The 13,474-nt window shown below is 47.3% G+C and carries 12 protein-coding genes; 3 read left to right on the top strand and 9 right to left on the bottom strand.

Annotation, left to right across the window (positions count from 1 at the left end; genetic code table 11):
- Positions 1–21 precede the first annotated feature (21 nt).
- The 3 genes from rimP to DRW07_RS04585 all read right to left on the bottom strand — a co-directional run bounded on the left by rimP (position 22) and on the right by DRW07_RS04585 (position 2,183).
- Positions 22–480, bottom strand: coding sequence for a ribosome maturation factor RimP (rimP, locus tag DRW07_RS04595; protein WP_124026680.1), 459 nt, complete (start codon positions 478–480; stop codon positions 22–24).
- Between the two features lie 202 nt (positions 481–682).
- Complete coding sequence (locus tag DRW07_RS04590; protein WP_124026679.1) at positions 683–1,108, bottom strand: hypothetical protein; 426 nt, start codon at positions 1,106–1,108, stop codon at positions 683–685.
- Positions 1,109–1,199: 91 nt separating this feature from the next.
- Positions 1,200–2,183 carry an XdhC family protein gene (locus DRW07_RS04585; protein WP_124026678.1) on the bottom strand — a complete coding sequence of 328 codons (984 nt, stop codon included), beginning with the start codon at positions 2,181–2,183 and terminating at the stop codon, positions 1,200–1,202.
- An 80-nt stretch (positions 2,184–2,263) separates the two neighbouring features.
- On the opposite strand from DRW07_RS04585, the gene DRW07_RS04580 reads away from it, so the two are divergent.
- Positions 2,264–2,845, top strand: a complete 582-nt coding sequence (locus DRW07_RS04580; RefSeq protein ID WP_124026677.1) for a nucleotidyltransferase family protein — start codon at positions 2,264–2,266, stop codon at positions 2,843–2,845.
- A 65-nt stretch (positions 2,846–2,910) separates the two neighbouring features.
- On the top strand, positions 2,911–4,305 hold the full coding sequence (locus DRW07_RS04575) for an endonuclease/exonuclease/phosphatase family protein (RefSeq protein ID WP_124026676.1): 1,395 nt from the start codon (positions 2,911–2,913) through the stop codon (positions 4,303–4,305).
- On the opposite strand, the gene DRW07_RS04570 is transcribed toward DRW07_RS04575, so the two are convergent.
- Positions 4,272–5,222 carry a sugar kinase gene (locus DRW07_RS04570; RefSeq protein ID WP_165870401.1) on the bottom strand — a complete coding sequence of 317 codons (951 nt, stop codon included), beginning with the start codon at positions 5,220–5,222 and terminating at the stop codon, positions 4,272–4,274. The two genes, DRW07_RS04575 and DRW07_RS04570, sit on opposite strands and share 34 nt — an antisense overlap.
- 26 nt (positions 5,223–5,248) lie before the next feature.
- Positions 5,249–5,707, bottom strand: a complete 459-nt coding sequence (locus tag DRW07_RS04565; RefSeq protein ID WP_124026852.1) for an Lrp/AsnC family transcriptional regulator — start codon at positions 5,705–5,707, stop codon at positions 5,249–5,251.
- Positions 5,708–5,838: 131 nt separating this feature from the next.
- On the opposite strand from DRW07_RS04565, the gene ilvB reads away from it, so the two are divergent.
- Positions 5,839–7,872 (top strand): biosynthetic-type acetolactate synthase large subunit, encoded by a 2,034-nt coding sequence (gene ilvB / locus DRW07_RS04560; RefSeq protein ID WP_205665352.1) that lies wholly within the window; start codon positions 5,839–5,841, stop codon positions 7,870–7,872.
- On the opposite strand, the gene hutI is transcribed toward ilvB, so the two are convergent.
- The 4 genes from hutI to hutU are packed head-to-tail and all read right to left on the bottom strand — an operon-like array spanning position 7,869 to position 13,311.
- A complete protein-coding gene (hutI, locus tag DRW07_RS04555; protein ID WP_124026674.1) occupies positions 7,869–9,068 on the bottom strand; it encodes an imidazolonepropionase in 1,200 nt (399 codons plus the stop codon). The two genes, ilvB and hutI, sit on opposite strands and share 4 nt — an antisense overlap.
- Entirely contained in the window at positions 9,061–10,116 is a 1,056-nt protein-coding gene (locus tag DRW07_RS04550; RefSeq protein WP_165870400.1) for an arginase family protein, read from the bottom strand. Before DRW07_RS04550 ends, hutI begins: the two co-directional genes overlap by 8 nt.
- Complete coding sequence (gene hutH, locus DRW07_RS04545; protein ID WP_124026672.1) at positions 10,109–11,638, bottom strand: histidine ammonia-lyase; 1,530 nt, start codon at positions 11,636–11,638, stop codon at positions 10,109–10,111. Before hutH ends, DRW07_RS04550 begins: the two co-directional genes overlap by 8 nt.
- Complete coding sequence (gene hutU / locus DRW07_RS04540) at positions 11,638–13,311, bottom strand: urocanate hydratase (RefSeq protein WP_124026671.1); 1,674 nt, start codon at positions 13,309–13,311, stop codon at positions 11,638–11,640. Before hutU ends, hutH begins: the two co-directional genes overlap by 1 nt.
- Positions 13,312–13,474 lie beyond the last annotated feature (163 nt).

Genomic DNA, 13,474 nt, shown 5'->3' with positions numbered 1-13,474 from the left:
GGCAAGAGCGCCTAGCGTTCCTTATTCAAACGTGGGAACGAGGTTGCCTTTTTCGATATTTGCAATAGACAAGTTAAAATCCTGTCCATCAACGTTCACTGTAATTACACCCGCATCGCAAGCCAACAGCTTGCCTTTGAAGTTTCTGCGGTTATCCATGGGAACAGCCAGCCTAACTGTGACTGTCTCACCAACATACTGAGCATAATGCGCCTCTTTAAACAAAGGACGGTCCATACCCGGTGATGAAACCTCTAGGTTATATTCAGTGCTTATCGGATCTTCAACATCCAATACTGCACTCACCTGATGACTGACATCCGCACAATCATCAACGTTGATACCATTTTCATGATCAATAAACACACGCAGAATACTGTGTTTACCTGCACGTACAAACTCTACACCTACCATTTCAAAGCCAAGCGCTTCTACTGCTGGTTCAAGCATAGCGGTTAGTTTTTGTTCCAACTGTGACAAACAGGTTCTCCAAAAACGAAAAAAGGGCGAATCGCCCACTACAAAAAAAGCCCCGTTGTACGGGGCTTTTTAACTGAATCTGACTAAAATCTGATGACCCGCGCACCAGAGACACGTTACTAGTTTGAGCGTATTATCTTGATTACTCAAAGGGAGCCCGTGCCGAGAATGGGCGCATTATAGATTATTTTAGTACCGAGTATCAAGCCGAGAATAATTTCTCAATAAAGGCTAGCGCCTCTGCTTGGTTTTGACAAAACTGGTATTGGCTTTGGGATCGCATGAACATGTCTTGCCAATAACTTTTACAGAGGCCGGTATTACACTCTCCCTCTAGTATAACTGCGGTGCCAATATGACCATGCTCACGCGCCTTAATCATACCCATAACAAGAAGTTCAGTTGCGTCGGGTGGCATGAGAGGTAAACCCTCTAATGTTAACTGCGTTGCCCACATATGCCCATTAAAGTCCATTGCCGCGTTGCGCATTGCATAGTTAAACTGCTGTATAACCTCCCGGTTACCTGGACCGACTGCCGTTACGCGAATGAGATTGCTTTGCGTCTCCAGACTAAAATGGCCGTGCGGGCCGAAATCCAGTCTGCCGCTGAGGTTTTGCTCTATCATTGCTAACAAAAAACCGATTTTTAATGATTAAATTATAGCCTTAATTAGAGAAGGTGCCCGTTGATGGGATTAAAAAAATGTAATGTTACCTTCATAGTTTACCAAACACAGCACTATGACATTGTGCGATGATTGATAACGCTATGCTATGGGGTAATTCACCGCCTATGTCCAATCCCGCGGGCGAATGCAATGAATACCTCAAATCTGTTTCGGCTAAACCTGCCTCTTCCAGTACATCAAGCCGCCTGCGAACAGGGCCCAATAATGCCACATGGGTCAATTCGAGTTGATTGCACATGGTTACAACTTGCGCGTCCAACTTGAGGTTATGGCTCATGATCATCACCATGCTCACGCCCTGCTGCCGACAGTACTCAACAAGTGCAGTTGCACTGTCTCTAACAATCGCTTCTGCTGACTCAAAATGTGGTTCAGGGGCATAATGAGGACGCGGGTCCCAAACGGTCACCCTCCATTCAAGGTCAGTAGCCATATTACACACAGGCACAGCATCAATGCCCCCGCCAGCGATAAGCAAGTGCGGTGGCTGATAAATGGGTACCACCAGGCACTGCTCCTTTGCATCTTGGCTTAACACCGTATGATTTACCCCGTTGAAGTGCTGCTGTTCGGGCGAAACGAAAGAGGCAGAATAGGCTTTTTGTCTGTTGGGTAGTTGGATGTGATACTCACCCGCCCGGTGTTCAGACACCACTGTGGCAAGTGCTTCTAAATCTAACCACTGATTGGCTTCTGTCAGTGGCAGAATGGCGATATGCACCTCGCCTCCGCAGCCTAAATGAAAAGACAGATCGGTATCATCTGTACCATCGTAAACCTTAATAAGCGGCACGTTTAAATCAATCGCTTTTCTTGCCAGTAACCGTATATCGGATTCAAGGCAGCCACCACTTAACAAACCAAGCTGTTCCCCTTCATCACTGTAGAGACCCATTGCGCCCGGCTTTCGATAACTATGACCTTCAACCTTAAATATAACCGCCAATGCCCACCGACATGCTCGCTTTTGTTTTATCCAAGCGTTGAGCATTGCTTTTACACTGTGTGACATACTTAATGACTACCTTGAGATTTAACTTGCTGCAAAAGTATGGCACCTTAGCAATATAGGCGTCTACCCAAACCCGACGGATGAAGAACGTACAGATCGTAATTTTGGCCGCAGGCGCAGCCAGCCGATTTGGCAGCCCCAAGCAATTGGCCACCTGGCAGAACACTCCCTTATTACAAGCCTGCATAAACACAGCGTTATCGGTAAACAGAGCTGGGGTCAGTGTCGTGCTGGGCGCTCATCGCAATGAAATCTGCCAGCATATTAATTTCAATCAGACTCACGTTATTTATAATGCCGAGTGGCGAAAAGGTCTCGCCAGCTCTATTAGTCTGGCGGTCAGACACCTGTCAACACGCTGCAATGCTATTTTATTTCTTGCCGCCGACCAGATACTGATCAGCCCTGATGCACTCAACCGATTACTGGATGAAGCCCACACTCATCCCAACCGCATTATATGTTCCAGTTATGCGAAAAGTGTTGGCATTCCCGCTTTGTTTCCAGAAGACTACTTTAGGGAGCTGTTATCGCTTGAAGGTGATTGCGGCGCAAAATCAGTCATTAACGCTCATGATAATACCGTGCGAAAGGTTTCCATAGAGCACGCCGTTTATGATGTGGATACGCCGGAGCAACTGCGTCAATATCATGCCCTTTAGCAAAGCATTTGTTGCAAACGTATTTGCACGGCATACTGCTTAGGCTATACATTTTGGATAACACAATGAATACCATTAAAAAAAACCTAATCGCCACCCTGATGGCTTTATCTTCATTAGCAAGTTGCACATCAGTGATTGAAAAGCAGATATCAGATGATCGCCAAGTGAAATTCGCCTCGTTCAATGTGTCGTTTGCCCATGATGGTGACCCCAGTGAACATTTTGACCAGTGGGTTAGGTTTATGAATATGCCTGTAGCCAGACAAAACCACTTCATTAAGCAATGGCATGAAAATACACTGAGCAGCGATCAGCGTTCGTTGGCAGAGCGAGTGATACAAATCAGAAACGTAGCTGCAATTATCCAAAAAGTCAGGCCAGACGTGTTGCTACTCAATGAGTTTAATAACGATGGTGAAGGTAAAAATAATCAGGCATTGGTTGGTTTTCTACGAAATTATCTTGCTGTATCTCAAAGCCTGAACAGCGTTGACGGGGGCGAGTGGCTTGAACCCATTACCTACCCTTACATTGAAAACTATGCCACCAATACAGGGCTAAATGCCGGCATTGACCTCAACAATAACGGCTATTCCAAAAACGACCCTAACGATGCTTATGGCTTTGGCTTTTATCATGGACATTACGCCTTTGCCCTGCTTTCTAAGTTCGAAATTGACAGCGAAAATACCCGCACTTTTCAAACCTTCAAACGCAAAGACCTACCCGATGCTGTAAACCCAAAGATTGTACTGTGTGATGGAAAGAGTCCTATTCCCGAAGGTATGAAATGCGGCGATACCTGGTTCTCAGAGCAACAATGGCAGACGCTGCGTTTATCCTCTAAAAATCACGTCGATGCTCCTATCAGAATCCCGACACCTAATGGCACTGTTACCGTCAATGCCCTGTTATCGCATCCAACACCACCGGCGTTTGATACTGTTACCGATAATAATAAATACAGAAATAGTGCTGAAAACCTTTTTTGGTACCACTATCTCAATGGGCATCAAGGCATTTATGATGATGCTGGAAAATCAGAGGCATTTAACGGTGAAAGTTTTGTCATTATGGGTGACCTAAATGCTGATATAACCTGGGGGACAACAACAGATCCGCGCTTTAATGGCATACAACAGCTTATGGCACATGAACGTGTGCATAAGGACGTTGCACAACTGAACGGCGCTTTTATTCCCACCTCACTAGGCGCGCTCGAAGAACCAAACCGTCGTCAACACCCTCACCCTCAAATTCGCACAGCGACTTTTGGCAGCCGAGTTGACTATGCTGTTCCTTCTGCGAATTTAAAGGTCATAGATTCAGGTGTATATTGGGCGGCTGAACATGCGCCAGGCAGGCTACTTTTCAATGATAAACGAATAGGCAAGCGTGGCGCAGATAAAGAAGTGTCATCTGATCACAGATTAGTGTGGGTAACTGTGGAGTTGTAGTGTTCAAATACTGACTTAGCGATAATAGCACCTTTGTGTTGCACGACCAGTCTGGCCACGTCTTCAGCTTGCTCAATAGATTCAGCCTGCGACTGGTTGCACAAGCGGGCTGATAAATACCCTCCAGCAAAGGCGTCACCCGCAGCCGTGCTGTCTACTTGTATGGGGGCAGGCTTAAATTCACTATGGCATGCCAACGTGCCGTTAAATACACCATAAACGCCTTGTTTACCTGCTTTGATAACCGCTTCTTCAACCCCTTTCTCGCCTAAATAGTTAACGATGTCGTCTACGGTTGAATGATTAAAAATAGCCAGGTGGTCATCGATACCCGGCAAGGCCAGATCGCACAGCTCATACGCTTTATTCATCCAATACTGAGCCTCTTTAAGCCCATTCCACATCGCTGCACGATAGTTAGGATCAAAGACAATTTGTGCACCTTGCTGTTGCTTTTCCTCAAGCGTACACAACAATCGTGCCTTATCGTCATCGGGAAGTATCCCCATCGATATGCCACTAAAAATCACCATATTGGCGTTAGGAAATACAATATTTGGATTAGTGAACATGTGCCTTGCCGCAGAGTTCTCTCGCCAATAATCAAAGTACCTTTCACCCGATTGATCATTCTGAATAAGGTAAATACCAGCGTTATGCTGGCTTATCTGAACCGCGCTAGTGCCGTCAACACCCTCATCTTTCCAGTGTTGTTGCATTCTCTGCGATAATGCATCCTGCCCTATACCGGTAAAAAAAACTGCATTCAATTCACTACAACAGCGCTTTGCATAGACAAGTGCATTATAGGTGTCTCCGGCAAATGACAATGACAAATTGTTCTCTGCAATAAAACTTAGCTCAGCCATACATTCGCCAACAGCGACGAGCGTTGGCGCACTTTTATCAACCAGCAACGTTAACTTACTCCCTGTTTGAATCTCTATACAATAGGTAAAATATTGGTATCTTTAATTCTGGACAGTGCCATAGTGCTTTTTACTTCTGCAACCCCTTTTATTTGCGAAATCTTTTCAAAAAACAGCTTTTCATAATCATAAATATCTTTTACCGCTACTTTTAAGAAAAAATCCTGATCGCCCATCAAACAATAACACTCCAATACCTGCTTAATACGTTGAACAGACTCGGCAAACTCGTCGAGATGCGCACGACCATGTGCTGACAATTTAACATGTGCAAATACAATAGTCCCGTAGCCAACCTTTTCACCGTCAAGCACGGCTACTCTGCGTTTAATAATACCGGCCTGCTCCATCCGCTGTATTCGTCGCCAACATGGCGCCTGTGACAAGCCAACTTCGGCAGCTATGTCAGCTGTACTTCGACCAGCATCAGTCTGTAACGCAGTCAAAATTTTACGATCAAAATTATCAAGCATATTTTTCACTAAACTTCGCCATATAAAAAATAAATTATGCAACTTAAACCCGAAACAACGCAAATAGAAATAATTTACAGGGGATTAAAACGATAAAATAATGCTAACCATTGAGTGAGCGAGCACTATTTATGCTTGATACCCCTGTACCAGCCAGATCAGAGACCACCTTTACCTTGTCCATCATCTTGCTGAATGACAGCAATACCCCACTGAGGATCCTTGATGCTTATTCAGCATTGGGTGTATTACCCGACCATGTCAGCTTGAGCAGGAAAAACCAATCTGAGCTCCATATGCACAGTGATATTGCCGGCATCACGTACGCGCAGTTTGATCGGCTGCTAAAACGCATAAAAGCGCTGCCCGCAGTGCTGGATGTTAGTCATCGCGCCCACTATGCCAGTCAGAAAATGTTGCAACAACCAACAGGTATGCAGGCAAATCAGGAGGAAAAAACAAACGCTGATGTCATACTGGCAACCCTTGCGGATCTGGGTGTAGATACCGTATTTGGCTATCCGGGCGGCGCTGTTTTACCTCTTTATGACGCCCTGCACAGACAAACACGCATCCGTCACGTGCTCGTGCGTCACGAACAAGCTGCCGTGCATGCGGCCGAAGGTTATGCCCGCTCGACGGGTAAAGTCGGAGTTTGTCTTGCCACTTCTGGACCAGGCGCTACCAACACCATTACCGGCCTCACTGATGCGCTGATGGATTCAGTGCCCATACTGTGTCTTACCGGGCAAGTGGCTCAGCCACTCTTGGGAACAGACGCTTTCCAAGAGGCCAATGTGGTATCACTAATGCGGGCCGCAACCAAACATAACTGCTTACTCACCAATGCAGACTATGTTGCATCTTCTGTGTCTAGCTGCTTTTCAATGGCGCAGGCCGGCAGGCCTGGCCCAGTTGCGCTTGATATTCCTAAGGACATACAATCAGCGCAGGCCACTGAACAGTTAGCAGCCCCCATTCCCACTGCGGTTTTGCAACGCGCCCGCACTCTGCCGCCCATTCAGGTAAAAGACATTCAAGCGGCTGTTAGCCTACTAAAGCGGGCCAAAAAACCAGTTATCTATGTTGGTGGTGGGGTCATTAACTCAGGCCATGAGGCAGCCGATGCACTACGAACGTTTGCCAGACTATTGAGGGCTCCTGTCACGTCAACCCTAATGGGACTAGGCGCGTTTCCAGCAAACGATCCCCTTTTCATCGGCATGCTTGGCATGCATGGGGCGTATGAAGCAAACCGTGCACTACACGAATGTGATTTGATGCTTAATGTAGGAGCGCGATTTGATGACAGAGTGACAGGTAATCTTGAGGGGTTTTCTCCGAACTCTAAAAAAATTCACATTGATATTGATAACAGCGCCATTGGAAAATTGGTGAGCGTTGATATTGGTATCCACGCCGATGCATACTCGGCATTATCTCAACTTATTGATAGCTGGAACGCCTCGCCACGTTCTCAGCCCCCCCTTGACACTTGGTGGGAAACCATTAAAGGCTATCAGTCACAAAACTGCTTCGCGTATAAACCGAATTCCCGAAGAATGAAGCCTCAACAAGCTATCGATAGGTTATGGCGACGGATTGCGTCACATAACCCAATAATCAGTACAGAAGTTGGCCAGCATCAAATGTGGGCAGCACAATTTTGTCGTTTTGACACCCCCGGGCGTTGGCTAACCTCAGGCGGTCTGGGCACCATGGGCTACGGCTTACCGGCAGCGATAGGCGCACAAACCGCACACCCTGATGCACTGGTTATCGATATTGCTGGTGAGGCATCTATCCAAATGAATATCCAAGAGCTGGCCACACTTGCGCAGTATTCCTTGCCCGTAAAAGTGTTCATAGTGAACAATCAGAGGATGGGCATGGTTAGACAGTGGCAAGACATGCACTTTGAAGGTCGGCGGTCACAGTCTTATGCTGAAGCCTTACCTGACTTTGTTGCACTAGCCAACGCCTATGGCATGCTCGGTTTGAGGATCAACTTAGAAGAAGAGTTTGACCCCGTGATCAGTCAAATGCTAGAACACAATGGCCCCGTAGTCATAGAATGTATGGTTGAAGAAGACGAAAACTGCTTCCCAATGATGCCAAGTGGGGCCAATCACAATGAAATGATACTGGGTAAAACTAACCATTAAGCAAAATGTCGCTCCAGTACCTGATGCGTGCGAAACTGATAGCTCAGCTCAGCAGGATGTGTGGCGTCCCACACCACCAGGTCTGCTTTTTTGCCCACTTCTAGCACACCTAGGTCATTTCTGCCAAAGGCACATGCTGCATGTCGGGTTACTCCCGTCAACGCTTCTTGAGGAGTTAGCTGAAATAAGGTACATGCCATATTCATCATCATCCTCAACGAGCATAGAGGAGATGATCCGGGATTAAAGTCAGAAGCAATGGCAATGGGAACCTTGTATTTACGCAACAGTTCAATGGGTGGTTTTTGCGTTTCCCGCAATGTGTAAAACGCACCTGGTAACAACACCGCTGTCACGCCCTTTTCCGCCATTGTTGCCACGCAGGCCTCTGACAAGTATTCAAGGTGATCAGCAGACAACCCACGATACTTTCCTACCAGTGAGGGTCCAGACATATCAGAGAGCTGACCGGCATGCATTTTTACACTCAAGCCATAATGCGTTGCGGCTTCAAATAGCTGCTCCGCATGGTTCAAATCAAAGGCAATATTCTCGCAAAAAATGTCTACATGATCGACCAAATCATGGCGAACGAGTTCAGGTAAGGTCTGTTCTGTAACATAGGTAATATAACCATCGGCGTTGTTTTTAAATTCCGGAGGAATAGCGTGGGCTCCTAAAAATGTACGCTTCACATTTATAGGAAAGGTGTTTCTCAAACGGGTCGCCACCCTCAACATTTTCTTTTCGGTTTCAGTGTCCAGCCCGTAACCTGATTTGATTTCGATACTGGTGACCCCCTCTTGAATAAGGGTTTTCAGATAACGAGAGGCAGTTAAAAACAAGTGGTCTTCTGTTGCAGCGCGGGTAGCGCTGACCGTGGCGTTTATACCCCCGCCCTGTCTTGCAATATCTTCATAGGATACGCCTGTGAGACGCATCTCAAACTCTTTGGCACGATTGCCCCCAAACACCAAATGAGTGTGACAGTCAATCAACCCCGGCGTTATCAGTTTGTGTGCTACGTCAATGATACAATCCTGACTCACCCCCAAGCTCGCTACCTCTGACGCTTGCCCTATCCAGCTGATTTTTCCTTGGTCAATACCCAATGCTGCGTCAGATATCAAACCGTAGTCCTGAGTAACCGTATCTGACAGCGTCGCAAGCGTGGCGTGCGTATACACTTTATCCATGTCTTTCTCCTTTTCTTCGGGCACGTCCAATCAAAAAGCTATACACCAGTTCCGTCAGCGTCTGTCCGACATGCACGGCGTCGCGGGTATCCATTTCGGCCACCGCCCCTTCGCAAATATGGCAATAGCGGACACCGGCGAGCTGGGCCATGTGGTTAAGGTAATAGCTGGCCTGCTCAAGTGTAAATCCACTTACACTGTATGCGCTAGCCGGTGTGTATTTGATGGTGTCAACATCCAGTTCGATGCCGACTGGCATTCCTTTCTCAGCCATCTCTTGTTTGACATCTTGTACTGCCCGCTCAAACGAAGTAAGCTTTTCGACAAACAGTGACTGATAACTGGTGAAACCACCTACAGACTGTGTTAGTAAATCCAGGGTAGCCTGATTGTTTTTCTGCTCATGTAAGCCCATTACATGATAGTAACCCAAATAGCCATGTTGATACGCATAGGAGAAGGGATTACCTGAATGGCGCCCTTCAAGTGCCCGCATGTCTGCGTGAGGATCTAAATTGCAACAAGCCACCTGGCCATCTGATACCTCACTGAGCGCGCCAATTAGGGGATAGGCATTGTTGTGGCCACCGCCAATAACAAGGGCTTCCATACCAAGTTCAAAGACGCGTTTCACAATGGCAGAAACACGTTCATCCACGCGTTCACATAGCTGTCGGTACTGCTCGATGCTTGCACCTTGGGCCGCCTCTTGCAGGTCACTTAAATCAAGCGCGCCTAGCACCATACACTGACGCCAGTCAAAAAACTGGTTAGCCTGACGGCGCAAGCAAGTTTGCAGAAACAGTGGCCACCCTTGCATCGCGCCACCTTGACCAACATTAGCCCGCGGGCCAATATCTTCTGGCACGCCAAGCAGTATGTAGTTAACGCCGTCGGCGTAAGCCTGTTTGAGATTGTCTTCTAGAGACAGGTTAGCAGAGGCGACGCGAATGACATCAGCAACGTGATCTTCGCCAGCCCGTTCGCACTGCAAAGGTCGTAAAAATTCAGGTGTTAAATAATCCAGCTGTTTATCGGGCCTAGACACTAGGAAGGTATCCTTTAAGCATACTATTGAATTCACCACATTCAATTATCTGTGCAGCTTGTTTTATGTCCGGGGAAAAATACCTGTCGTGGGCATAAAACGCTACCTGCTCTCGTACGATCTTTCTGGCCTCTTCAATGGCTGGGCTCGACGTTAACGGCATAGAAAAATCAAGTCCCTGCGCTGCGGCCAATAATTCTACAGCAACAATATGCGTTGAGTTTTCACACATATCACTGAGACGTCGAGCGGCAAAGGTCGCCATGGAAACATGATCTTCCTGATTTGCCGAGGTGGGCAGACTGTCCACCGAGGCTGGGTGTGCCAAGGTTTTATTTTCAGAAGCCAGCGCCGCTGCAGTCACCTGTGCCAGCATAAAACCTGAATTCACGCCGCCATTGTCTACCAAAAATGGTGGTAATCCACTCAAATTAGTATCGATTAACAGCGCAATTCTACGCTCTGATAATGCACCAATTTCAGCAATGGCAATGGCGAGATTATCTGCAGCCATGGCAACCGGTTCGGCATGAAAGTTTCCGCCTGACAATATTTCATCGTCTTCGCCAAACACCAGCGGGTTGTCAGTTACACCATTCGCCTCCACATGCAAAACCTCTGCTGCATGGCGAATTTGGGTCAAACACGCTCCCATGACCTGGGGCTGACAGCGCAATGAATAAGGGTCTTGGACCTTGTCACAGGCAGAGTGGGATAAACCTATTTCACTGTCGTTAGCCAATAAATGACGATACAGTGCCGCCGCATCAATTTGACCTTGGTGCCCTCTTACCTGGTGGATCCTTGCGTCAAAAGGCGTACGGCTTCCTCTGGCGGCTTCAACACTCATGGCACCAGCCACGGACGCCGCAAGGTAAAGATTTTCAGCTTTAAACAGGCCTGCCAATGCTAAGGCGGTAGAAGCTTGCGTTCCATTTAGCAGGGCCAACCCTTCTTTAGGTGCAAAATCTATTTCCTCGATACCCGCAATGCGCAATCCGTCTTTGGCTGAAATTATATCGCCCTTGTAACGCACATCGCCTTCGCCCATGAGCGGCATAGCTAAGTGTGACAACGGTGCCAGATCACCCGATGCCCCTACAGATCCTTTACTCGGTATACAGGGATAAACCTGGGCATTGAACAGCGCAAGTAGATTATCGATAACTTGTAAGCGGATGCCTGAATAGCCGCGAGACAGAGAGTTTATTTTAAGTAGCATGATCACACGAACAACACTGTCATCCATCAACCGACCTATACCCGCGGCATGTGATAAAACGATAGAACGTTGGAGCAATTCAAGCTCTTCAGGTTTTATTCTGGTATTTGCAAGCAGACCAAAACCCGTATTGATGCCATAGACCACACGATCATCTTCAATCACCTGAGACACGGTTTTTGCCGACTTATCAATCGCTTTTCTCGCATCTGTAGATAGTTTAACAGGCGTATGTTGATGAAAGAAGCTTCTCATGTCTTGCAGGCTAACTTGCCCTGGATGTAACTCATAAAACGACACTATTTTTGCTCCAACATAGGTAAGTCAAGTTCACATTCCTGGGCACAATCTTTGGCGATTTGATAACCCGCGTCGGCATGACGCATGACGCCGGTGCCTGGATCGTTTCGCAAAACCCGTGAAAGTCTGGCATCTGCCTCATCCGTGCCGTCTGCCACTATCACCACCCCAGAATGCTGGCTAAATCCCATCCCTACACCACCACCGTGATGCAAGCTAACCCAAGTAGCTCCGCCGGCGGTATTTAACAACGCATTCAATAAAGGCCAGTCAGACACTGCATCAGAGCCATCCATCATAGACTCGGTTTCACGGTTAGGACTGGAGACAGAACCTGAGTCGAGGTGATCGCGACCAATAACAATAGGCGCAGACAGTTCGCCGCATTGCACCATGTCATTAAAAGCACGGGCGATACGGGCACGGTCTTTCAGCCCTATCCAGCAGATACGGGCGGGCAAACCCTGAAAGGAAATGCGCTCACGGGCCATATCTAACCAGTTGTGAAGGTGTGGATCATCAGGAATTAATTCTTTCACTTTGGCATCGGTTTTATAAATGTCTTCAGGATCACCGGATAATGCAACCCAGCGAAAGGGCCCAATACCCTGACAAAACAGAGGTCGAATATAAGCAGGCACAAAGCCAGGAAAATCAAAGGCATTTTCAACGCCTTTTTCCAACGCCATCTGACGTATATTGTTGCCGTAGTCAACCGTGGCAGAACCGCGTTGCTGTAGTGTGAGCATGGCTTTCACCTGCACAGCCATTGACGACTTTGCAGCTTCCACAACAGCAGACTCATCATCAATGCGCATTGTCGCGGCCTGTTCCAGCGTCCATCCCTGAGGTAAATAACCATTCAAAGGATCGTGGGCAGAGGTTTGATCCGTCGTGCAATCGGGGGTGATATTGCGTTCCACTAATTCAGCAAAAACATCAGCAGCATTGGCAAGCAGGCCGACAGATACTGGCGTACCTTGCACTTTTGCCTGCTCAATCATTGAGAGGGCTTCATCCAATGACGTGGCTTTTTTATCGACATAACCTGTTCGCAAGCGAAAATCGATTCGGGTTTCATCAACTTCACAGGCGATCATTGAAAAGCCAGCCATGGTAGCGGCCAATGGCTGTGCACCACCCATACCGCCTAAACCGCCAGTTAATATCCAACGACCTTTTGCACTGCCATTAAAATGTTGCTTAGCCATGGCGACAAATGTCTCGTAAGTGCCCTGCACGATGCCCTGACTACCGATGTAAATCCAGCTTCCAGCTGTCATCTGGCCATACATCATCAAGCCTTTTTTATCTAGTTCGTTGAAATGCGTCCAGTTCGCCCAGTGCGGTACTAAATTGGAGTTAGCAATTAAAACCCGTGGTGCATCTGGGTGTGTTTTAAACACGCCAACAGGCTTACCTGACTGAATGAGGAGTGACTCGTCATCTTCTAAACGCTGAAGTGTGTCGATGATTTTGTCATAACAGGCCCAGTTTCTTGCAGCTCGGCCAATACCGCCATACACCACCAATGCCTGTGGGTTTTCGGCGACATCTGGGTCTAGGTTGTTCATCAACATACGCATAGCCGCTTCACTCAACCAGCTTTTGCAACGCAATGTGCTACCGTGGGGGGCGCGAATGGTTCTTGTAGGGTCTGTTCTGTCGGTCATTAGATTTATTATCCTGCTCTAATTTATTTTGCCCCTTTATTCATCAAGGGCCGTCTCCAATAACAATACATTACTATACATTAGTGTACATTTATATACATTTGGTTTTACACTGTACCCACTTCGTTGCTAATCATCTAACGCAGGCTGTATGATTTGGCAG

It is taken from the genome of Paralteromonas sediminis, assembly GCF_003820355.1.
In the GTDB taxonomy this organism is placed as follows: domain Bacteria; phylum Pseudomonadota; class Gammaproteobacteria; order Enterobacterales; family Alteromonadaceae; genus Alteromonas_F; species Alteromonas_F sediminis.
This window is presented reverse-complemented; position numbering and strand designations above follow the sequence as displayed.